We start from the raw sequence: 20,407 nt of genomic DNA, 5'->3' as shown, positions 1-20,407 counted from the left end.
TTTGCCTTGCGTCGTATCGCCCAAGCCTGCCTACTTGCCATCTCGGTGTCACTGACTCCCGCCATGGGCAGCACGACTGACATCAGCCTGCCGGATATCGGGCCGAACGCTCGCACCCCGGATGAGGAACGACGCCTGGGCGAAGCCTTCATGCGCATCGTTCGTCAGGAAGTCGCTGTCATCAATGACCCTGAGCTTAGCGAATACATCTGGAACCTGGGCTACAAACTGGTAGCCAACAGTGATTTTCGCGGCACCAATTTTTCTTTCTTCATGGTTCAGGACAACAGCATTAACGCCTTTGCCGGCCCTGGCGGCTACATTGGCGTGCATTCCGGCCTGATTTTAACGGCTGAAAACGAGGGTGAGCTCGCTGCGGTTCTCGCTCACGAAATTGCTCACGTGACCCAGCACCATCTGGATCGTGCCATGGAGGCCGAAGGCAAGATGGATCTGCCGCTGGCCGCCGCTATCGCTGCTGCCATCATTTTGGGCAGCCAAAATAGCAACATTGCCGAAGCCGCGATTGTGACCGGCATTGCTGCCAACGTTCAAAGCAGGCTTAATTTTTCTCGCAGCCACGAACGCGAGGCCGACCAAATCGGCATGCGCATTTTGGTGCAATCCAGCTATGACCCACAAAGCATGCCTGCTTTCTTTGAACGCATGCAGCAGGGTGAAAGCCTGAGCGACTCCGCGCCCGAGTTTTTGCGAACGCACCCGGTCACCATCAACCGGATTGCCGAGTCAAAAAACCGCGCCAACCAGTACCAAATCAAAACAGACAATGACAGCCAAATGTTCCACCTGATGCGCGCCAAACTGCAAGTCATGGCCTCGCAGAATTTGCCGCAACTGATTCGCGCCTATGAACAAGAGCTCAAAGCCGGGACCTTCCGCAACGAAATCGCGCATCGTTACGGCTATGCACAGGCATTACTGGCCAATAATGATTTTGATCGCGCTCGCGAACAAGCCTCATTACTGATCAAAAAAGACGGCGAAAAAATCACTTACGATATTCTGTTCGCCCAGATTGAATTGGCATCAGGGCGGGTTGCCCAGGGCTTGCGCAAGCTCGACGATGCGCTCGTCCTCAGCCCAAGCAATCCGGTGCTGGCGCAATTGTACGCCACTGCCTTGTTGCGCAATGAACAGCCACACAAAGCCAAACAAATCCTGCTCACCGTCCCCCCTGAGCGCCGCACCGCCAATTTTTTGAAGCTGCATGCCCAGGCCGAGCGTGACTCAGGCTTTCCTGGCCGGTCTCACCAATTGCTCGCGGAATATTATTACCAGATGGGCTATACCCGCACCGCCATTGACCAGCTCAATCTGGCCTTGCGGGAAAAAGACATTGAAACTGCCGAGGCCGGCACCATCCGTGCACGTATCGATGAACTTAAAGATCTGGTTCGTCAGGAACGCCAGCAAGCCAATCAATAATTTCAAATTCAGGCATCGCTTGCGCAATTGACACTGCCGGATCAAATACGTAAAAAGTTAGATGCTGCCTCGATTTCATCGTGGCCATCACCGTTTTCTAGGAATAACCATGATCCGGTTTAGCCCATATCTGTTCGGTTTTGCTTTACTGCTTCCTGCTGCGGCAAGCCTTGCCAACAACGGTTCCGAGCCTGGTGCCGCCGATGTTCTCAGCGAAGGAAAGTCCATTTCATTTGATCCGCAACGCGGCAATTGTCTGGCTTGTCACGCCATTGAGAGCGGTGAGCACCCCGGCAACATTGGCCCGCCGCTGGTCAACATGAAGGAACGCTATCCCAACAAACAACGCCTGCGCGCGCAAATCTGGGATGCCACTCTGAAAAACCCCAACACCATCATGCCCCCCTATGGCCGGCACCTCATTCTGACTGAGGACGAACTGAACAAAGTCGTGGATTTTATCCATACCCTGTAGAGCCGTTGCGCTGAGGTTAATTTCATGAGCATCAAACGTCGAACATTCATCAAGGGCAGCGCCGCCAGCGGTGCATTGCTCGTGGCAACCAGCATTGGGCTGCTAACGCCCGCCCAGGTTTTGGCCGCGTGGCCACAAAAAGCATTCACCGCCACCAACATGCAGGACGCGCTAAAGGCACTACTGGATGACACGCGCATGGAGGTCGGCAACATCACCGTCAAACTTCCTGAAACTGCCGAGATGGGCGCACTGGTTCCCATCACCGTCACCAGCACGTTGGAAGACATTGAAAGCATCAGCATTTTTGTCGCGAAAAATGCGCAGCCACTGGCATGCAGTTTTGACTTTAAAGGCGATCTGCAAAATTACATTTCCACCCGGATTAAAATGGCACAGACCTCCGAAGTTATCGTGGTTGTTCGTGCCGACGGTGATTTGTACAGTGCCACCCAAACGGTCAATGTCATCAACGGCGGTTGCGGCGGCTAACCGCCGTCATCCACACAGGACAAGCATATGGCTCAAAACACCATCAAGATCAAAGCGGAAAAAAAAGAAGACTTCGTCGAAGTCAGAACCATGATTCAGCACCCGATGGAAACCGGGTTGAGCATTGATCCGGAAACCAAAACAAAAATTCCTGCGCACTTCATCCAGGAAGTAAAATGCGAACTCAATGGCAAGGTCGTACTCGTTGCCAACATGAACATGACCGTGTCAAAAAATCCGTATCTTTCGTTTCGCCTCAACAAGGGCGACAAGGGCGACACACTCAAAATCAGCTGGGTCGACAATTTGGGTGAACGTGACTCAGCGGCGATAAAAATTAAATAATCCGCAAACTCGGCACGGGAGGAGCCAACGTAATGCACAAATTGTTCGCCTTTATGCTCAGCATCAGCTTGGCCGGCGCAGCAGTCGCCGACCCGGAAGCCGACAAAAAGGCGTTCCAAAGTTATTACAAAACCATGTTCCCTCGGGTGGCTCTGCAGGATTTCGCCAATGGCGTTTACGGAATTGATCCTCCCTCCCGTGACCAATGGGAGTCACTGGAAGAATTTCCGCCTTACGAAACCGATGTGGATGCCGGCAAAGCCATCTATCAGGGCAGCGCGACCTTGCAAAAGTGTTTTCCTGATGCGGAAAAAGGCATTACGCAAAACTATCCCTACTTTGACACCGCCGCTCAGCAGGTCATCACCCTGCCTCTGGCCGTCAACAAATGCCTCTCCGCCGCCGGCGAGCAGCCATTCAGTTACAAGCGTGGCAAAATAGCTCAACTCACGGCCTACTTCGCCTTCCGCTCACGCGGCAAAGTCATCAATGTGAAAGTGCCCAATGCAGCGGCGTTGCAAGCCTACCAAGAAGGCAAACATCTTTTCTATGCCCGTCGCGGCCAGCTCAACCTGTCCTGCGCCCACTGCCATGTCGACAACGCCGGCAAGCGGGTACGCTCGGACATCATCAGCCCCGCGCTGGGTCATGTCTCGCACTTCCCGGTATATCGTGAAAAGTGGAATGGCCTGGGAACACTGCACCGCCGCTTTGCGGTGTGCAACGAGCAGACTCGCTCCACGCCGTTTGAGGCGCAAAGCCGCGAATACCGCAATCTGGAATATTTTCTCAGCTACATGAACAACGGCATCCAGCTCAACGGGCCTGCCGTGCGCAAATAGATCAAGCCGCCCCGACAGGGGCGGACCTTTTGAAGTCAGTTAAGCCTGAACACCGTATTGACGACGGTACGCCGCCACCGCATCAGCATGTACCGCCAACTCGGGATGGTCTTTGATGTAACTGAATAGATCGTCCAGATTCACGATGCTCGCCACCGGCATGGCGTAGTCGCGTTCCACTTCCTGAATGGCTGACAACTCACCCTTGCCGCGTTCCTGACGATTAAGCGCAATCAGCACGCCAGTTGGTGTGGCTCCCGCCGCACGAATCATGTCCACCGATTCACGCACCGAAGTGCCGGCAGAAATCACGTCGTCCACAATCAGCACCCGCCCGGCCAGCGCAGAGCCCACAATGGTGCCACCCTCGCCGTGATCCTTGGCTTCTTTACGGTTAAATGCATACGGCACATCCATGTCGTAGTGATCCGCCAGGGCTACGCCTATGGTCGATACCAGCGGAATTCCCTTGTAGGCGGGACCGAACAGCAAGTCGTATTCTATGCCAGAGTTTTGCAGCGCAGCCGCATAAAACCGCCCCAACCGCGCCAGCGATCGACCGGTATTAAACAAGCCGCTGTTGAAAAAGTAAGGACTGATGCGCCCCGATTTGAGCGTGAACTGGCCAAAGCGCAGTACGCCGGTTTGAATGGCAAAATCCAAAAACTCTCGTTGATAGTCACGCATGGGGCCGCCTCGAAAAAAGAGGCTATTCTAGCGACTTGCTTGCTAGGGTGAAACAGTCAACGGCATCGCGCTCAGCGCCAGTTCACAAGATTGATCGCGATATTCGGCCAATTCCTTGATCTGTGCACCGCTCAGCTCAAAAACCAGCCAGCACATTCCCGACTCATGCGGCGGGGCAAAAAATACCTCGTGCCGATGATCATCCCGATACACATCCACCCGCGCGCCCACCTGTGAATGCGCCGCCGGTGCCCCTGCTGAACAGTAAAATCACCCACTGCAAAATAATAACTGCCGGTAGTTTGTCCGTACAATTGGGCCGTTTCCACCGTTGTCTGTTGCAAATCCAGCTGGGCTTGTGGGCTATTGTATTGGCTGTAAAAAATCATAAATCGCTGATTTTTTTCGGCCACCGGACCACTCACATAAGCATCCAAATCACGCGTAGCCGTCTCCCAGCTCAACACAATCCGCGCCTGCCCCGTAGATAAATCTTCCGGCGACAACCATAGCTCACCATCCCGATCCAAGCCACCGCTTACTGCCACCAATGAATAAAACGCAGGCGCAAAGCCCAAACCCTGCAGCTCCAGGGTATAACTGCCATTGGGCAGATTATCGAAATAATAATTGCCATCGCTGTCCGTCGCCGCGGTGACCAATGGCTCATCCTGAGTGTTATTCATCCCGGGTCGCAACGACACTGCCACATCGGGCAAGGCCTGCGCCCCGCCGCTGGCCGCCCTGACACTGCCCTGCAAAATCGCGGCATTACCTTCGCCACGATTGGGCACCATCACCACGGGCTGCAATGCCTGTAATTCGTCCGTTTTGACGTTGATTTCTTTGTAGCTGACGCCAAGGAAATAAGGCGTTTCAAACCGCAGGGCATAGTCAACACCAGATTCAAGCAGGAATTGATACAAACCCCGCTCATCGGTATAACCGGACACCAGATTTTTACCATCACGCGACAAGGTCACCTTGACGCCGGCCAACGGCAAACCACTGGTCACGTGACGCACTACCCCAATAGCGCTACCGGTAGGTGTGCCGTCAGGCAGTTGATGAACGTACTCACCAGTACCGCACGCAGCCAGGGACACCAACCCCAACCACAGTACGCCCCTCACAATACGCCCCAACGGACTATTTACCACACATCCCCCTTGCGCCAACTCACTGAAAAACCGCCCGTAATCCGGTATAGTGACCGGTTCCAGCTAATCCCCAATATTATCCGTTTTATCGTCCTAGCGAGAAATTAGATGAGAGTGACCAGCGCCAACCTCAATGGTATTCGTTCTGCCAGCAAAAAAGGCTTTATTGACTGGATGTTACAGCTAGATGCTGATGTCGTTTGCCTGCAGGAAACCAAGGCCCAGGAAGACCAGCTCAACCCGGCAGAACACCACCCCGCGGGTTACCACACCTTCTTCTTCGATGCCCAGCAAAAGGGCTATAGCGGCGTGGCAATTTTCAGCAAGCGCGAACCAGACCGGGTTATTCGCGGCCTGGGGGCAGGTTTTGAGGATATGGACGCCGAAGGCCGCTATATCCAGGCCGACTTCGGCAATTTGAGTATCATTTCCCTGTATTTACCTTCCGGCTCCGCCAAAGAAGAACGCCAGCAGGTCAAATTCAGCTTCATGGAACGCTTCACCTCCCGTCTGGAGGCCATGCGCAACGACGGCCGCGACTACATCATTTGCGGCGACTGGAACATCGTCCACAAAGAAATCGACATCAAGAATTGGAAAAGCAACCAGAAAACCTCCGGCTGCTTGCCCGAAGAGCGCGCCTGGCTGGACCTGCTGTTCGACAAACAAGGCTGGGTGGATGGCTTTCGTGTGGTCAACCAGGAAAAAGACCAGTACACCTGGTGGTCCAATCGCGGTCAGGCCTGGGCCAAAAACGTGGGGTGGCGCATTGATTATCAGGTAGTTAGCCCCAGTCTGGCTGCCAAAATCATCGCCGCGTCCATCTACAAGGAACAGCGATTTTCCGATCACGCACCTTTGACCTTGGACTATCAGGGCACGCTCTAACTGTCGTGGATTACCCACTCTGCTGCGTTTAAGAAATTTGCTCTACAATGCCGACAAAATTACCTTGCTACAGGAGATACCCATGAAAAAATGGCTCATTACACTGCTGTGTGGCCTGTCTCTGACCGCCTGTCAGCTACCCCAAAGCGCGGAAGACAAATTGGCGCAACTCGAGTCCGCCAAGGAACGCTACGCGTCCTTGTACGTTTATCTGAAAGAATTAAAGGCGTCACTGAAATATGCGGAGTTCTGGATTACCGTCCATCGACTGGAAGGTACTGACAGCGACGGTCAAGCGCATGTGCTGTTCGATGCCCCCGAAGGCAAAGCTATCAATCTGATCAGCCACGACGGTCTTGATGAGCTGCTGACCCTGGCCAAACTGCCTGTCGGCGACTACCAAAGTCTGACACTGACCGTTGGCCGTAACGTTCACATCGTCACGCCGGATCAAAAAGAAATCGACACCCACTTCCCCACCGAGGACAGTACCTACCGCCTGACCTTGTCTGGCCTGCTGTCGGTTTCTGTGGATCAGATTGCTCATTTCATCGTCAACATTGATCCTGATCAGTTCATCGTCGATGCTCAAAACGCTCTCGCACCCTACCAGGATGAAATCAAGGCAGCGATCGAGGAAATCAAGGACAGCGAGCTGTACCAGCAGATTACCACCGAACTGGAAGGTACCGTGGTTGAAATCAAAGGCAGCACGGTCTGGATTCAAACCGACCACGGCGTGCGCGTCAAAGTGGTCATTCCCGGCTTTGCCAGCATTTACAACGAGCATCGCAGTGAAACCGGCCTGAACCTGACCGCGCTGCAAAATGGCCAGTTGGTGCGTATTTTCGGCAAGCTGGTACGCAACGGTGACGAAATCATCCTCGAAGCCCTGACCTTGGCGCTGGAGCTGAACGAAGATGATCAACCCAGCAACACGTCAACCACCGCAGAGGTGAAAGGCGAAGTTGTCAGTGTTGACCTGAACAACGGCACCTTGGTTCTCGATGTGAAGAAAGCGTCCTTCGTTCCTGGCAGCGACCACATCAGCGTCATCGATCTGAACAACGCCTTGTTCGTGCGCGGCACCATCGACATGCTGGCCGCTGATGTTGAAGTGCGCATCAGTGGCCACTGGGATGGCAGCCAGTTAGACGCCAATGTCATCAAAATCGATGCGGCGGCTGATAGCCACAAATTGGAAGAGGAGGGTCATCGTGAGTCACTGAACACCCTGGCCGCCGTCGTCACCCTGGTAAACCTGCAACAGGGCACTATCGAAATCACCACGCCGGGCAGCAGTGTACCGATGGAAATCGCCATTGATCTAGATGACACCTGGTTCCAGAACGGCGACAGTGACTGTCTGCAGCCGGGAGCAAGCATTCAGCTGTATGGCACCCCAAGTGCGCACGCTGGCAGCATTGACGCCAGCAGCATCGTGTTTGATGAGCAAACCTGCTCAACCGAAGACAGTGCCGATCAGGCTGATGCCGACCATGACGAGGAAAATTCGGCACCGGCAACCGAGCCTCCTGCACAACTACCACCTGCTGCTGCCTAACCCCCAGCCCAGGAAACCACGAGTCCCCCCTTTTTCACCTTGCTGCGTGGTTTCCAATTTCAGCCTCTGCCAAAAACAGAGGCTTTTTTTTAAACTCCGTCGCAGTTCAGCATTGATTCAGGTCCAATTCACTTTTCGTTTCTATAGTCAGTTCATGAGCAGTACGTACTTGACCGGCTGGCTCCTTCCAGCCCCACACAGGAGACAAACTCATGAACACGACCGCCAAAACCGCCCTAGTCGCCGCCGTTTCGCTGGCCTTGGCAGGTTGCCCCAATCCGTTTGACCAGACTGAACAGAGCGTCGACAAAGCTAAAAAAGCCATCGCCGGCCTGAACAAACTGCACACTTACCTGACCAACAGCCCGCTGGCGCAGCTGGCCAACTACAACTACAGCGAGGCTTGGGTCACGCTGCACAAGGTCGAGGTTCGCAACAGCACGACCAACGCCAGCAGCGTCCTATTTAAAGATGACGTCGGCAAGAGCATCAACATTACCCGCCGCAGTGGCGTGGCTGAACTGCTCTCGCTGGCACCGGTTCCCAGCGGCAGCTATGACACCCTGATCATCACCTTGGGCAACAGCGCCAAAATCGTGCTGAACGACGGCTCCACCCTCAGCCCCACTTTCGGCAGCAATCCAACCTCAACCTACGACATCACCATCACTCTCGACCAGATCCTCAACCTGGCGCAAGACGTTTCCAGCGGCCTGGCACTGGAGTTTGACTTGGCCAGCTTCGCCCCTCAGGGCAACCAGATCCTCGATCCGCTGATCCGCGTCGTCACCAACACCACCACCTTCCAGCGGTTGTACGGCGAGCTAAACGGCACCATCACCGCCATCGACCTGGTTGGTCGGGTAGTCGCCGTCAAACTGAGCAACGGCACCGTGGTCAAACTGCAAATTCCGAGCTTCGCCACTCTGCTTGATGAGGCCACCAAGGCGCAGCTAGCACTTGCAGAGCTCAAGGTGGGCGACGTAGTGCAGTTCTTCGGCAACTACAACGCCAACCAGTTGCGGATGGAAATCCTCTCGCTGTTGGTTAATCCGCAGACAGTGAATCAAGGCACCGAAACCCAGGCCTGCGTCGGCGCCAACACCAGAGTGCGCGCCGAAGGCTACGTGGTCAGTTATGATGGCAACACCTTGGTGCTGGACATGGAGGAAGCCTCCTTCCTGCCCAATGGCGACACGCTTAATGTCATTGGCCTAGCCGGCGCAACCTTCCTGCGCGGCAACGCCAACATGCTGACTGTCGGCCAGGAAGTTGAAGTTCGCGGTAGCTGGAATTGCAGCAACCTGAACGCAGAAATCGCCGAAATTGACGATGCTCCTGCCTTGGGTCTAAGTGACAACGCTACGGAGTTGGCGGAAGTCAAAGGCAATCTGACTGTCGTCAACGGTTACCAAGTGACGCTTAACATCACCAGCAGCGAACATTTCAACTTGCTCAGCGGCCCCTTGGCAGTAGATCTCACCAATGCTTGGTTCAAGCAGGGCAACAATACCTGCCTGATCGTCGGCGCGAATGTTGAGGTCAAAGGTGTGGAAATCGTCGGCACACCCACGGGCCTGCAACCCAGCAGCGTGGAAATTGAGGGCTGCGCATCAGGAACCCTGCCTGACGATCCAGCATTCGACGACGATAACGGTACTGACGAGACCGACGAAACGCCTGATTCGGAAAATGCGGTCGAAGCCGGCGAAACGAACTAAGTCAACAGCCACAGCCCCAACAAACAAAAACCCCAGCCTAGGCTGGGGTTTTTGGCGCATACAACCATATAAAAAAATTAACGGCGACGACGGCTCACTACCAGACCGGCAATACCTACTGCCAAGCAAATCAGCGCAGCAGGCGCGGGTACTTTGTGAGTCATGTTAACTTCATTGTTGTTGTTGGTGGACTCGCTATCTGCCACGACGGCAAACGCAGAGCTTGTCAGCGTCATCAACGCAACAAAACCAGCGGCTAACATTTGTTTCTTCATATCATCCATCCTCTTAGGAAACGCTCCAAACATCTAATGCACACCTCGGGCCAACTGCATTATTTCCATTAAATACAGCCAATTACGAAAACAACTTAACGTGAATAGTTTGTTTTTGTAAAGTACTTCGACACCCAGCGCAAATTAGACGCTGACCCCATAGCCCTGTCAATAGTCAGGACACACAAAACACCTATAAATTTTATTGGTATAATCGGGCCATTCATTCCACAAAATCAAATGTCTACACGCTATCAACAAACCCATGCAGCGGAACTCGCCACTCGCACCTTACACTACAAAATCAGTAGGTTAAAACATGCTACGACCAAAGTCCGTGATCGGCGCCACCACCAGCATCGAGATCAACTGCAAGCCAATCATCACCAAAATCGGCGATAAATCAAAACCAGACACCGGCGGCAACAGATTACGCGCCCGGTACAGCAACGGATTGTTGATACTGTAAAGAATACTGACAGCAGGGTTATACGCCCCCGGATTCACCCAGCTGAGTATGACCTGGATTAAAATCCCAAAAATATAAATATTAATCAGCAAATCAAGAAGTTCGGCCATCGACAACACCACCAGCCCCATGGGCTGCGGCATGTGTCCCAGTACCAGCGCCACCAGAAACAGTTCCGCCATTTGCAGCAAAATCAGCGTCACCACGCTGGCCATGTCGATGCCAAACAGGCCGGGAATGAATCGGCGCATCGGCACCAGAACCGGATTGGTCACTTTGACAATAAACTGCGACACCGGGTTGTAAAAATCCGCCCGCACCAGCTGCATCAAAAACCGCAGCATAAACACCAGCATGATCAAACCAAAAATGGTCTGGATCAGAAAGGTTCCTGCGTTACTGACATAACCTCCACCCATTAGTCTGCTCCTAATTGTTTGGCCAGTTCCTGTGCCCGTTGATCCGCCGCCGTCATCGCTGCCGCGACCATCTCCGGCATACCGCGCTGCATGAACACGTTAATCGCCTGCTCGGTGGTTCCACCTGGCGAAGTCACCTTGGCGCGCAACGCCGCTGCGCCGTCGTCCGCCTCCAGCGCCAGCTTCGCCGCACCAAAGGCTGTCTGAAGCGCCAGCAGACGTGCGGTCTCGGCCTCCAGCCCCAACTGTTCGCCGGCTTTCTGCATGCTTTCGATCAACAGGAAAAAGTACGCCGGACCGCTGCCCGACAACGCCGTCACCGCATCCATCTGCGATTCCTGCTCAACCCATAGCGCCAAGCCAGTGGCGCGCATAATGCTCTCGGCCACTTCATGCTGATGCGCTGTCACCCGCTCGTTGGCAAACAATGCCGTCGCCCCGCTGCGAACCAGGGCTGGCGTATTGGGCATGGTGCGCACCAGCGCCACCTCTCCGCCCAACCAGCGCGACAAATCCGCCGTCGGCAAGCCTGCCGCGACCGAGATCACCAGCGGCTTGCGCTGCTGCACCTGTGGCGCCAGCGGCTTGAGGACGGACTTCATGATCTGCGGCTTGACCGCCAGCAGCAGCACGTCCACTTTTTCCAGCAACTGCGCGTTGTCATTGGCCACATGCAGACCATGGCGCTGCTGCAGATCCTGCAGCTTGCGCTCATCGACATCACTGACCCAAATGTCCGTCGGCTTGCAACCGGAGGCGATCAAGCCACCAATAATCGCCGAGGCCATGTTACCCGCGCCAATGAATCCAATTTTGCCTATCTGCATTGCCGTTCACCCAAAAATGCGTTGAAAAATAAAGTCTAACGCAATTATTGGCGAGCCCCAAAAATATCCGTCCCCACCCGCACGATGGCCGCTCCTTCCTTCACCGCCGCCTCCAGGTCGCCAGACATACCCATCGACAAGGTATCCAGCTGCAAACCCAGCTCGTCATTCAGTTGCTGCTGCAACTCGGCCAACTGCCGAAAGGGTTCCCGTTGGCGCTGATAATCATCTTCGTCACGCGGGATTGCCATCAGACCACGCATTTTCAGTCGCGGCAGTTTGCTGATTTTTTCTGCCGCCGCCATCAATTCCTCGGGGAGAAAGCCGGATTTGCTCGCTTCGCGGCTAATGTTCACCTGCAAACAAATATTCAGTTCGCCCATGTCCACTGGGCGCTGTTCGCTCAAACGCTGCGCAATTTTGACCCGCTCTACGCTGTGCACCCAGGTGAACTGACTGGCAATGGCGCGGGTTTTATTCGACTGTATGGGGCCGATGAAATGCCACTCAATCGGCAAATCGGCCAACTCGGCCTGTTTGTCCAGGGCTTCCTGTAAATAGCTTTCGCCGAAACAGGCTTGCCCCGCCTCAAACAATTCAGCAATGGCACTGGCGGGATGGCGCTTGCTTACCGCCAACAACATCGCATCTTCGGCACCACGACCTGCGACCGCCAATGCCTGGCGCAAGCGTGCCTGTGTTCGCAACCAACGCAGAACCAGCTCACTCATCTCTGTACCCTCGACCTGCTGTTGTTCAACCATATCGGCAGATCAGTCCTGATGTGAATATTGCCATTCGCCAATCCCCTCCAGTGCAGTTCGTAATTCCTCACCGCCGGCCGCCAACACATGGACATCTCCGCGCTGGTTGCCCAGCCAATGCTGTGCCAGGCCCAACACCGATCCAGAAAAACATCCCGGCAAGTCGTCCTCGCTCGCAATGCGCGAGGCGATCCCCCAATCCTCCAGCAGCGGCGCCGCCGCAATCACCCCCGGTGGCAGTCCCTGCACCATGAACTGGGAAGGCCGCAACGAAAACGGCGTTGCCGCAGACAACTGCAACAGCACCAATGCCTGGCGCTGACCATGGAACCAGCATTGCGCCGCGTGTATCGCCGTCGCCATGCCGGCCTCGTCGGCCAGCACCAGGACCGCGCCGGTCGTCGGCTGCTGCCAGCGCTGCGCGGCCAGCAGCTCCACTGCTTGGGGTAAATTCGAGGACAGTGACGGCGGAACGGCCTGGCGCGACAGGCACTCCACCCAGCGAGCCGCCGAGCGCATCACCGGCAGGGCCCAATCACAACCGGCAAAACGCAGGCGATCGCCTGGCTGCCACAAGGTGTCTGTCGCCGTATTAAAACGCAAAACGCTGGCACCATTGGCCAGCGTTTGGGTGGATTGCCAAGTCAGCTGCATCATCACGCCGAATGCTGGTAAACCACGTTGCCCGCCAGCAGGGTCGCATGCACCTGACCGCCACGGAATTCCCAGCCCAAAAACGGCGAGTTCTTACCGCGACTGCGCAGTTGCGCCAGATCAAACGTCCAGTAGCTTTCGGGATCAAACACGCACACATCGGCACAGGCGCCAACTGCCAGATGCCCGGAGTCCAGCCCCAAAATGCGGGCCGGTTCTGCCGTCAGCTTGGCAACCATCTGCGACAGACTCAGCACTTCTTCGTGCACCAAACGCAAACTCAGTGGCAGCAAGGTTTCCAGCGAGGAAATGCCCGGTTCGGTTTCGGCAAACGGTGCCAGCTTGGCGTCTGAATCGTGCGGCTGATGATCCGAGCAAATCGCCGAAATCACCCCCTCGGCCAAACGCTGGCGCAAACCATCACGATCACGCTCACTGCGCAGTGGCGGACGAACGTGGGCGTTGACGTTAAAGTCCCCTAAATCCATTTCCGTCATGTGCAGATGATGCGCGGTCACGCTGGCAGTCACTGGCAGACCATCGTGCTTAGCCCGCGCAATTTTGCGCGCCGCCTTGTCACCGGAAATATGCAGAAAATGCGCGCGTACGCCGGTTTGTTCAATCAACGCCAAGTCGCGCGACACACCGATGGTTTCGGCAATCACCGGAATACCGGTCAACCCCAGTCGTGAGCTCACTGAGCCTTCGTGAGCCACACCGGAACCACGCAACCAGGGGTCTTCGGAAAACAGCATCACCGGCATATCAACGCTGGCTGCATACTCCATCGCCCGGCGCATCACTTCGGTGTTGGTCACTTGCTTCAAGCCATTGCTGACCGCGACACAACCGGCTTTTTTCAGGCCGATCATCGGCGCCAGCTGTTCGCCTTTCAGCCCCAGGGTCAACGCGCCCACCACGTGTACTCGCGCCTGGCCAGCCTGTGCTGCACGGGCCAGAATGGATTCCACCACTGCACGCCCTTCAACGATGGGCGACGTATCCGGCGCGCACACCACCGTCGTAATTCCGCCCTTGGCCGCTGCGGCAGTTTCGCTGGCGATGGTGCCTTTGACTTCCTGACCCGGTTCGCGCAAACGTGCCTGCAAATCAATCAGACCCGGACACACCACCCGCCCTTTGGCGTTAATGGTCTGATCGGCAACAAAACCATCGGGCTTCGCGCCCACCGCCACCACTTTGCCTTCGGCAACGTACAGATCCAGCAACCCATCCACGCCATTGGCGGGGTCCAGCAGATGGCCACCCAAAATCGCAATTTTCATTACACCGCCCCTCTCGCCGCGACATTGCCCATGCACATGGACATCACCGCCATGCGCACCGCGACACCGTTGGTCACCTGTTTCAAAATCACCGATTGCGGACCATCGGCCACCGAGGAGGCGATTTCCACCCCACGATTAATCGGCCCAGGGTGCATCACAATGGCGGTCGGCTTGGCGTAGGTCATGGTTTCGTCGGTCAGACCGTAGGAGTTGTAAAATTCTTTTTCGCTGGGAATAAACGCGCCGCTCATGCGCTCTTTTTGCAGACGCAGCGCAATCACCACATCGACATCTTTCAGGCCGGCGCGCAGATCGTGATACACGTGCACACCCATTTGCTCAATGCCGCGCGGCATCAGGGTTTTTGGTCCAACCACCCGCACTTCGTTCACCCCCAGCGTGGTCAGCGCATGAATCTGCGAACGCGCCACTCGTGAGTGCAAAATGTCGCCAATGATGGCCACGTTCAGCGGTGCAAATTCACCGAAATGGCGACGAATGGTGAACATGTCCAGCATCGCCTGGGTGGGATGGGCGTGTGCGCCGTCGCCGGCATTGATTACGCTGACGTGCTTGGGCACGTGCTGGGCAATAAAGTGCGCCGCACCGCTGGTGGAATGACGCACAACGAACATGTCGACCTGCATCGCTTCCATGTTGGCCAGGGTATCAAGCAGGGATTCGCCCTTAGAGGTCGCTGAGGTGCTGATATCCAGATTCAGCACGTCGGCGGAAAGACGGTTGGCAGCCAGCTCGAAGGTTGAGCGAGTACGGGTGCTGTTTTCAAAAAACAAGTTAACGATGGTTTTTCCGCGCAGCAGCGGCACCTTTTTGACCGACTGCTCGGCAACCGAGCTAAACCCCTCGGCCGTGTCCATGATCTCCACCAAATGCTGACGCTTGAGTCCTTCGATGGAGAGAAAATGCCTGAGCTTTTTATCCTCGTTCAGCTGGATGTTATGCCTGTAGCTCATGCAAGGACCTTCAATTGGAGTTAGGTTTGGTGACGACCGCCAGTTGTAGCGGTTCAGGACCGGACAATTTTACCTGCTCATGCGCACCCAATACCATACGCGCACCGACCACATCGGCTTGAATGGGCAATTCACGGCCACCCCGATCCACCAGCGTCGCCAAAATCACTCGCGCCGGACGACCGTAATCGTAAATTTCATTGAGCGCCGCCCGAATGGTGCGGCCAGTGTAGAGCACATCGTCCACCAGAATGATGCAGCGGTCTTCCACCGAAAATGGCAAATTGGACGGACTAACCTGCGGATGCACGCCGATACGGGTAAAGTCATCACGATAAAACGAGATGTTGAGTTTGCCCAAGGGCTGGTTCAAACCCAGCGCTTCATGCAGCCGTTCAGCCACCCACACGCCACCAGTGTGTATGCCTATCATCACTGGCTCGTGCTCACACACATCACTGCACAGTGATTTCAGTTCAACGGTCATTTGCCGAAGCAGCGCTTCAACGTCGTATTGTTGTGTCATGCTGATTCATTTCCTTGTTGCTGTGCCAGCCAGGTTTCTACAATCACCTTGGCGGCCATACTATCGAGTTCTATTTTTCCACTGCGTTTGCGGTCTGACAAATCACGCAGTTGTTCCTCGGCCTCCACCGAACTCAGGCGCTCATCGACCATGAACACCGGCAGGCCGTAACGCCCATGCAGCCGATTGCCAAACTTGGTGGCGGCGACAGTGACCTCGTGCGGATTGCCATCCATGTGCATGGGCTTGCCGACAATCAACGCATCGGGTTGCCATTGTTTGAGCAGCGCTTCGACTTCGTCCCACACTGGCTGGCCGTCACGTGCCTTGAGCACACACAGCGGACTGGCGCTCGCCGTCAGGGTCTGCCCCACCGCCACGCCGATGCGCAACCGGCCATAGTCAAATCCGAGAACACGGTGGATTGGTTTTTTTGACATGCCTGACAGCAAACTCAGTCATGACCAGCATCGCTGGACAAACGGGACAGATCCACACCCACACTGCGCGCAGCCGCTTCCCAGCGCTGCTCAATGGGCAGATCAAACAAAATCTTCGGGTCCGCCGGGCCGGTCAGCCAGGCATTGGCCACCATTTCCTGCTCCAGTTGTCCCGCTGTCCAACCGGCATAGCCCAGGGTAATCAGCAACCGGTCCGGCCGATAGCCTTCAGAAATCGCTTCGAGAATATCCAGCGAGGTAGTCAAGGCCAGGTCATCGGTGATGCGAATGCTGGAATCCCAATCGCCCGCCGGCGAGTGCAGAATGAAACCGCGCTCCTGCTCGATCGGCCCGCCCAGCAACACGATCTGATCTGCCAGCGATTGCTCCGGCCATTCCAGATCCATTTGCGACAACACCTCACCCAGGCTGATGTCGGTTTGCCGGTTGATCACCAGCCCCAACGCGCCTTGTTCGCTGTGTTCACAAATATACGTCACGCTGTGATAGAAATTCGGGTCATCCAGCGATGGCATCGCGATTAAAAAATGGTTAGTTAAATTCACAGTATCCGTCATGAGGTTAAGTATCAGGGAGTCCCTAGTAAACAGCAAGTCGTAAGCTCATTGGCTGACGACATTGCTGTCACCCAAAAATTTCCAAGTGCGAGTAATATGCAGCACATCGGTGTCCTTGCGTATGGCTTCGGGGAATGGCAGATAGGGCGACGCATCACGCACTACCTGAATGGCATAATCATCCAAAATTTTGTACCCCGAAGAGCGTTTAATCTCCACGCTATAAATCGTGCCATTGGCGTTCAGCGCCACTTCCATCAGCAAACTGCCAGTCAAATGCTGACGCTGGGCTTCGCCGGGATAGTGCAAGTTCCCCAGCGTTTCTACCTTGCGGCGCCAGCCGTCCATGTAGGCCGCGTATTTGTGTTCACGCGTAGTGGCGGAAATAAATGTCCGCCGTGGCATTTCTGCATAGGCGCGAATCGAATCGCCAATTTCCACTTCCAGACTGGCAATGTCCATGCTGCGACTGATCAACTGCGCGGCATTCACTTCCTTCGATTCAACTTTTTTCTGCGGTGAAACTTCCGATGTCCACTTGTGCGGTGCCTTCGCCACCGTCATCACTTCCACCCGTGGATTGCTGGGCGAAGGTGGCGACATGGCGGGTGGATTGGGCGAGGTTAATTCCGCACTGTCTTTGGGCAGCAAGCTGGGAAACATGGTTTCTGGCCGGACTTTTTCATCGGTATTGCCGCCGCCTTCCTGATTGGCCTGAGCAACGTAGTGCGCATTCTCCGGCGCATTTTTGCTTTGGCTGTTCACCAATGTCACTTCGATGCTGGGTACCTGCGGCGTTTTGCTTTCTTCCTGATTGATGCCAAAGCTCACACCGAAAATCACCAGGGCGTGCAACGCTGTCGCCGCCAGGATCATTAATCCCAAACGGTCTCGCGGCAGCTCCAATGCCTCCCAGTTATAGTGCAGTGACGACGTCATCTGTTTTCAATCGCTTCAACAAATAGTGACAAATCCAACCGTTGATGATGCCAAACACCAAGGCAGCGGTCAGCAACACCGGCAACAATCCCAGCAGCGCCGGATGCGGCACAAACAACGCCCAGGCCAGCACAAACTGCCCCAGCATATGCGCCACCGCCGCCAGCACGCCCACACCGATGGGCGTCAGCCCGGCAAACCGGCCCCGCCCCAACCACAACAGCAACGCCATCGCCATCAGCATCGCCACCGCGCCACCCAGACTCAGAAAAAAAGTCGGCGTCATGAACGTGCCCGCCAGCAGGCTGCCGCCCAACACCCGCAGCATGCTGACCCACACGGCCGCTTTCCAGCCGTACAAAAAACACACCGTCAGCGTAATCACGTTCGCCAGTCCGGGCTTCACTCCCGGCAGCAACGACGGAAACGCGCCTTCGAGCACGTGAATGGCAATGCCCAAAGCGGCGAGTTGCGCTATGCGCCAGTCTTCGGCGCTGACGGTTACCTGCGTTGTTGCCATCAAAAATTCATTGCATCGTAAACTGTGTTTTCCGCCACCACGCGCAGGCTAATTCCGTTGGGCAGACACACACTGGTTTCGCCCGCATGGTGCAGATGCCCGGTGCGAACACATAATTTTTCCGGGCAGGGTGAATCAACAAACGCCGCGTTGCCATCGCGTATCTGAATCACCGATTCGCCCAACAAGCCACGCACGTGAAACTCCTGGTTCTGGGTTAAATCCAGCCGCGCGACCACTTCACCGCCACGCGCCACTTCCAGCCACTGGCCTTCGCCGCGATTCCACAACAATCCGTACAGCAAGGCCACCAGCAGCGTCACCACAGCGATCACCACACGATCGCCTTTGGTCACAGCGACACCACCGTCACTGCCGTTTTGGCATTCACAAATTCCACCCGCGACTGCATCGCTGGCGTTAGAAAAATCCGCCCTTGCGAATCAATCACCATCACCTGCTGTAAACCCAACTGCTTGGCAATGCGTAGCCAATCATTAGGCCCCGCCACCAGCAATGCGGTTGCCGCCGCATCCGCCACGCTGGCCTGCGGATACATCACTGTCACCGAGGTCAAACCCTTGGCCGGGTAACCGCTGCGCGGGTCCAGAATGTGATGATAGCGTTGGCCCTGATATTCAAAAAATCGCTCATAATCGCCGGACGTCACCACCGATTCATCGCCACGAACTGCGATACTGGCCAACACCCCAGGACTGCGCGGATCACGCACGCCGATGGTCCATGCCTGTTTGCCTTTGCTGCCTATGGCGCGCAAATCACCACCGGCATTAACGATCGCATCCTTCACACCTGCCGCACGCAATTTCGCAATCGCCGCGTCCACTGCCACGCCTTTGGCAAACCCACCAAAGTCCAGCTGCAGCGCTGGATTATCGCTGCGCAACTGATCACCCTGCAGATGCAGTTGATGCATGCTCAGATTTTGCTGCAGCAGCAACTGTATGGATTCCAACGACGGCGGCGGAACATCACCTCGCACGTCTTGATGAAATCCCCACAACTTCACCAGACTGCCAATCGCCGGATTAAACAAGCCATCACTGCGATCAGACAAAACCGCCGACTGCTCGATCAATTGTTGAATCGCTGGCGACACGCTGGCGGCCTGACCCGCTGCCAAGGCGCGATTGATATCGGCCAATTCACCATTCTGCCAGGGCTGCCATTGCGCATGCAGACGTTTGAATTCCTGCTGCACTTGTTCGCTTAATTGCTTGCTACGCTCAGGGGTTACGCCGTAGAAACTTAAATTGATCACCGTGCCCATGGCATAAAATTCTTCACGCTGCGGCGCATCATCGCCACAACCTGACAACATCCAGAGCACCAGGAACAGCAGCGCGCCACGCATCATTGCGTTGCCAGTCTCGCGGCAATCACATCCATCAAATCACCGGCGATGTCGAGCTGATACTGCGCATCCAACTCACGAATACAGGTCGGACTGGTCACATTGATTTCGGTGACGTAATCGCCGATCACATCCAGCCCCACAAACAGCAGGCCGCGTTTTTTCAACTCTGGCGCGATCTGTTCACACAACCAGTAATCACGCGTAGTCAGTGGCACGCCTTCACCACGCCCACCGGCCGCCAGGTTGCCACGCAATTCGCCCTTGGCGGGAATACGCGCCAGCGCGTAAGGCACCGGTTTACCATCGACCAGCAAAATGCGCTTATCGCCCTGCAGAATTTCCGGCAAATAGCGCTGCGCCATCACCATCACTTGATCGAACTGCGTCATGGTTTCCAAAATCACGCTGAGATTGCCATCATCGGGACGCACACGAAAAATCGATGCGCCGCCCATCAATCCCAGCGGCTTGATCACCACATCCTGCTGTTCGTGAATGAATGCGCGTAAACGCTCGCGACTGGCCGTCACCAACGTTGGCGCACAACATTGCGGGAAATGGGTAATAAATAATTTTTCGTTGGCGTCGCGTAGACTTTGCGCCTTGTTGACCACCAAGGTACCGCGCTGTTCGGCCAGTTCCAGCAGATAGGTGGTATTGATGTATTCCATGTCGAACGGTGGATCTTTACGCATCAATACGGCGTGCTGTTCGTCCAACGGTGATTCGACCCGC

25 protein-coding genes are annotated in these 20,407 nt (G+C 55.5%); 8 read left to right on the top strand and 17 right to left on the bottom strand.

What is annotated here, in order from left to right:
* Positions 1–6: 6 nt before the first annotated feature.
* From OEW58_06040 to soxA, 5 genes are all read left to right on the top strand, one after another.
* Positions 7–1,446 carry a M48 family metalloprotease gene (locus OEW58_06040; GenBank protein ID MDH5300907.1) on the top strand — a complete coding sequence of 480 codons (1,440 nt, stop codon included), beginning with the start codon at positions 7–9 and terminating at the stop codon, positions 1,444–1,446.
* Between the two features lie 109 nt (positions 1,447–1,555).
* Entirely contained in the window at positions 1,556–1,921 is a 366-nt protein-coding gene (gene soxX / locus OEW58_06035; protein ID MDH5300906.1) for a sulfur oxidation c-type cytochrome SoxX, read from the top strand.
* Between the two features lie 24 nt (positions 1,922–1,945).
* Positions 1,946–2,413 carry a thiosulfate oxidation carrier protein SoxY gene (gene soxY, locus OEW58_06030; protein MDH5300905.1) on the top strand — a complete coding sequence of 156 codons (468 nt, stop codon included), beginning with the start codon at positions 1,946–1,948 and terminating at the stop codon, positions 2,411–2,413.
* A gap of 27 nt (positions 2,414–2,440) precedes the next feature.
* Positions 2,441–2,758, top strand: a complete 318-nt coding sequence (soxZ, locus tag OEW58_06025) for a thiosulfate oxidation carrier complex protein SoxZ (GenBank protein ID MDH5300904.1) — start codon at positions 2,441–2,443, stop codon at positions 2,756–2,758.
* Positions 2,759–2,790: 32 nt separating this feature from the next.
* On the top strand, positions 2,791–3,600 hold the full coding sequence (soxA, locus tag OEW58_06020; protein ID MDH5300903.1) for a sulfur oxidation c-type cytochrome SoxA: 810 nt from the start codon (positions 2,791–2,793) through the stop codon (positions 3,598–3,600).
* 39 nt (positions 3,601–3,639) lie between these two features.
* Here soxA and pyrE read toward each other — a convergent pair whose 3' ends face one another.
* Together pyrE and OEW58_06010 are read right to left on the bottom strand one after the other, a co-directional pair.
* Positions 3,640–4,287: an orotate phosphoribosyltransferase gene (gene pyrE, locus OEW58_06015; GenBank protein MDH5300902.1), complete on the bottom strand. Its 648-nt coding sequence runs from the start codon at positions 4,285–4,287 to the stop codon at positions 3,640–3,642.
* A 131-nt stretch (positions 4,288–4,418) separates the two neighbouring features.
* Positions 4,419–5,447 (bottom strand): carboxypeptidase regulatory-like domain-containing protein, encoded by a 1,029-nt coding sequence (locus OEW58_06010; GenBank protein MDH5300901.1) that lies wholly within the window; start codon positions 5,445–5,447, stop codon positions 4,419–4,421.
* A 108-nt stretch (positions 5,448–5,555) separates the two neighbouring features.
* Here OEW58_06010 and OEW58_06005 point away from each other — a divergent pair, with 108 nt between their 5' ends.
* The 3 genes from OEW58_06005 (at position 5,556) to OEW58_05995 (ending at position 9,620) form a co-directional block, all read left to right on the top strand.
* Positions 5,556–6,335, top strand: coding sequence for an exodeoxyribonuclease III (locus tag OEW58_06005; GenBank protein MDH5300900.1), 780 nt, complete (start codon positions 5,556–5,558; stop codon positions 6,333–6,335).
* A gap of 82 nt (positions 6,336–6,417) precedes the next feature.
* Positions 6,418–7,899 carry a DUF4382 domain-containing protein gene (locus OEW58_06000; GenBank protein MDH5300899.1) on the top strand — a complete coding sequence of 494 codons (1,482 nt, stop codon included), beginning with the start codon at positions 6,418–6,420 and terminating at the stop codon, positions 7,897–7,899.
* Between the two features lie 212 nt (positions 7,900–8,111).
* Positions 8,112–9,620: a DUF4382 domain-containing protein gene (locus OEW58_05995; GenBank protein MDH5300898.1), complete on the top strand. Its 1,509-nt coding sequence runs from the start codon at positions 8,112–8,114 to the stop codon at positions 9,618–9,620.
* Positions 9,621–9,697: 77 nt separating this feature from the next.
* Here OEW58_05995 and OEW58_05990 read toward each other — a convergent pair whose 3' ends face one another.
* The 15 genes from OEW58_05990 to gshB form a co-directional block, all read right to left on the bottom strand.
* Positions 9,698–9,895, bottom strand: coding sequence for a PEP-CTERM sorting domain-containing protein (locus tag OEW58_05990; GenBank protein MDH5300897.1), 198 nt, complete (start codon positions 9,893–9,895; stop codon positions 9,698–9,700).
* 312 nt (positions 9,896–10,207) lie between these two features.
* Entirely contained in the window at positions 10,208–10,783 is a 576-nt protein-coding gene (locus tag OEW58_05985) for a YggT family protein (protein ID MDH5300896.1), read from the bottom strand.
* The gene (gene proC, locus OEW58_05980) at positions 10,783–11,610 is read right to left on the bottom strand and encodes a pyrroline-5-carboxylate reductase (protein ID MDH5300895.1); all 828 of its coding nucleotides are present in this window, start codon (positions 11,608–11,610) and stop codon (positions 10,783–10,785) included. Before proC ends, OEW58_05985 begins: the two co-directional genes overlap by 1 nt.
* A 44-nt stretch (positions 11,611–11,654) precedes the next feature.
* Positions 11,655–12,341, bottom strand: coding sequence for a YggS family pyridoxal phosphate-dependent enzyme (locus OEW58_05975; GenBank protein MDH5300894.1), 687 nt, complete (start codon positions 12,339–12,341; stop codon positions 11,655–11,657).
* Positions 12,342–12,383: 42 nt separating this feature from the next.
* A complete protein-coding gene (locus OEW58_05970; GenBank protein ID MDH5300893.1) occupies positions 12,384–13,031 on the bottom strand; it encodes a hypothetical protein in 648 nt (215 codons plus the stop codon).
* Positions 13,031–14,314 (bottom strand): dihydroorotase, encoded by a 1,284-nt coding sequence (locus OEW58_05965; protein MDH5300892.1) that lies wholly within the window; start codon positions 14,312–14,314, stop codon positions 13,031–13,033. Before OEW58_05965 ends, OEW58_05970 begins: the two co-directional genes overlap by 1 nt.
* Positions 14,314–15,291, bottom strand: coding sequence for an aspartate carbamoyltransferase catalytic subunit (locus OEW58_05960; protein MDH5300891.1), 978 nt, complete (start codon positions 15,289–15,291; stop codon positions 14,314–14,316). Before OEW58_05960 ends, OEW58_05965 begins: the two co-directional genes overlap by 1 nt.
* A 10-nt stretch (positions 15,292–15,301) precedes the next feature.
* On the bottom strand, positions 15,302–15,778 hold the full coding sequence (gene pyrR / locus OEW58_05955) for a bifunctional pyr operon transcriptional regulator/uracil phosphoribosyltransferase PyrR (protein ID MDH5300890.1): 477 nt from the start codon (positions 15,776–15,778) through the stop codon (positions 15,302–15,304).
* Positions 15,779–15,813: 35 nt separating this feature from the next.
* A complete protein-coding gene (ruvX, locus tag OEW58_05950; GenBank protein MDH5300889.1) occupies positions 15,814–16,257 on the bottom strand; it encodes a Holliday junction resolvase RuvX in 444 nt (147 codons plus the stop codon).
* A gap of 14 nt (positions 16,258–16,271) precedes the next feature.
* Positions 16,272–16,835 (bottom strand): YqgE/AlgH family protein, encoded by a 564-nt coding sequence (locus OEW58_05945; GenBank protein ID MDH5300888.1) that lies wholly within the window; start codon positions 16,833–16,835, stop codon positions 16,272–16,274.
* 45 nt (positions 16,836–16,880) lie between these two features.
* Entirely contained in the window at positions 16,881–17,774 is an 894-nt protein-coding gene (locus OEW58_05940; GenBank protein ID MDH5300887.1) for a TonB family protein, read from the bottom strand.
* Entirely contained in the window at positions 17,752–18,294 is a 543-nt protein-coding gene (locus OEW58_05935) for a Gx transporter family protein (GenBank protein ID MDH5300886.1), read from the bottom strand. The genes OEW58_05940 and OEW58_05935 overlap by 23 nt, the downstream gene beginning before the upstream one ends.
* A complete protein-coding gene (locus tag OEW58_05930; GenBank protein ID MDH5300885.1) occupies positions 18,294–18,650 on the bottom strand; it encodes a NusG domain II-containing protein in 357 nt (118 codons plus the stop codon). Before OEW58_05930 ends, OEW58_05935 begins: the two co-directional genes overlap by 1 nt.
* Positions 18,647–19,672: an FAD:protein FMN transferase gene (locus OEW58_05925; protein ID MDH5300884.1), complete on the bottom strand. Its 1,026-nt coding sequence runs from the start codon at positions 19,670–19,672 to the stop codon at positions 18,647–18,649. Before OEW58_05925 ends, OEW58_05930 begins: the two co-directional genes overlap by 4 nt.
* On the bottom strand, positions 19,669–20,407 hold a 739-nt coding region (gene gshB, locus OEW58_05920), incomplete at its 5' end, for a glutathione synthase (protein ID MDH5300883.1). The genes OEW58_05925 and gshB, both read right to left, overlap by 4 nt.

This window comes from Gammaproteobacteria bacterium, assembly GCA_029884425.1.
Taxonomy (GTDB): domain Bacteria; phylum Pseudomonadota; class Gammaproteobacteria; order S012-40; family S012-40; genus JAOUHV01.
The sequence above is the reverse complement of the archived record's forward strand: the minus strand, read 5'-3'. Positions and strand labels throughout refer to the sequence as shown.

What these genes read in the sequence shown, in the direction of transcription:
- OEW58_05975 (MDH5300894.1), bottom strand. Translation starts at nt 12,341, where the DNA reads ATGAGTGAGCTGGTTCTGCGTTGGTTGCGAACACAGGCACGCTTGCGC.
- soxZ (MDH5300904.1), top strand. Translation starts at nt 2,441, where the DNA reads ATGGCTCAAAACACCATCAAGATCAAAGCGGAAAAAAAAGAAGACTTC.
- OEW58_05965 (MDH5300892.1), bottom strand. Translation starts at nt 14,314, where the DNA reads ATGAAAATTGCGATTTTGGGTGGCCATCTGCTGGACCCCGCCAATGGC.
- OEW58_05945 (MDH5300888.1), bottom strand. Translation starts at nt 16,835, where the DNA reads ATGACGGATACTGTGAATTTAACTAACCATTTTTTAATCGCGATGCCA.
- OEW58_05925 (MDH5300884.1), bottom strand. Translation starts at nt 19,672, where the DNA reads ATGATGCGTGGCGCGCTGCTGTTCCTGGTGCTCTGGATGTTGTCAGGT.
- soxX (MDH5300906.1), top strand. Translation starts at nt 1,556, where the DNA reads ATGATCCGGTTTAGCCCATATCTGTTCGGTTTTGCTTTACTGCTTCCT.
- pyrR (MDH5300890.1), bottom strand. Translation starts at nt 15,778, where the DNA reads ATGACCGTTGAACTGAAATCACTGTGCAGTGATGTGTGTGAGCACGAG.
- OEW58_05960 (MDH5300891.1), bottom strand. Translation starts at nt 15,291, where the DNA reads ATGAGCTACAGGCATAACATCCAGCTGAACGAGGATAAAAAGCTCAGG.
- proC (MDH5300895.1), bottom strand. Translation starts at nt 11,610, where the DNA reads ATGCAGATAGGCAAAATTGGATTCATTGGCGCGGGTAACATGGCCTCG.
- OEW58_05995 (MDH5300898.1), top strand. Translation starts at nt 8,112, where the DNA reads ATGAACACGACCGCCAAAACCGCCCTAGTCGCCGCCGTTTCGCTGGCC.
- soxA (MDH5300903.1), top strand. Translation starts at nt 2,791, where the DNA reads ATGCACAAATTGTTCGCCTTTATGCTCAGCATCAGCTTGGCCGGCGCA.
- soxY (MDH5300905.1), top strand. Translation starts at nt 1,946, where the DNA reads ATGAGCATCAAACGTCGAACATTCATCAAGGGCAGCGCCGCCAGCGGT.
- pyrE (MDH5300902.1), bottom strand. Translation starts at nt 4,287, where the DNA reads ATGCGTGACTATCAACGAGAGTTTTTGGATTTTGCCATTCAAACCGGC.
- ruvX (MDH5300889.1), bottom strand. Translation starts at nt 16,257, where the DNA reads ATGTCAAAAAAACCAATCCACCGTGTTCTCGGATTTGACTATGGCCGG.
- OEW58_05985 (MDH5300896.1), bottom strand. Translation starts at nt 10,783, where the DNA reads ATGGGTGGAGGTTATGTCAGTAACGCAGGAACCTTTCTGATCCAGACC.
- OEW58_05990 (MDH5300897.1), bottom strand. Translation starts at nt 9,895, where the DNA reads ATGAAGAAACAAATGTTAGCCGCTGGTTTTGTTGCGTTGATGACGCTG.
- OEW58_06000 (MDH5300899.1), top strand. Translation starts at nt 6,418, where the DNA reads ATGAAAAAATGGCTCATTACACTGCTGTGTGGCCTGTCTCTGACCGCC.
- OEW58_05970 (MDH5300893.1), bottom strand. Translation starts at nt 13,031, where the DNA reads ATGATGCAGCTGACTTGGCAATCCACCCAAACGCTGGCCAATGGTGCC.
- OEW58_05935 (MDH5300886.1), bottom strand. Translation starts at nt 18,294, where the DNA reads ATGGCAACAACGCAGGTAACCGTCAGCGCCGAAGACTGGCGCATAGCG.
- OEW58_05940 (MDH5300887.1), bottom strand. Translation starts at nt 17,774, where the DNA reads ATGACGTCGTCACTGCACTATAACTGGGAGGCATTGGAGCTGCCGCGA.
- OEW58_06005 (MDH5300900.1), top strand. Translation starts at nt 5,556, where the DNA reads ATGAGAGTGACCAGCGCCAACCTCAATGGTATTCGTTCTGCCAGCAAA.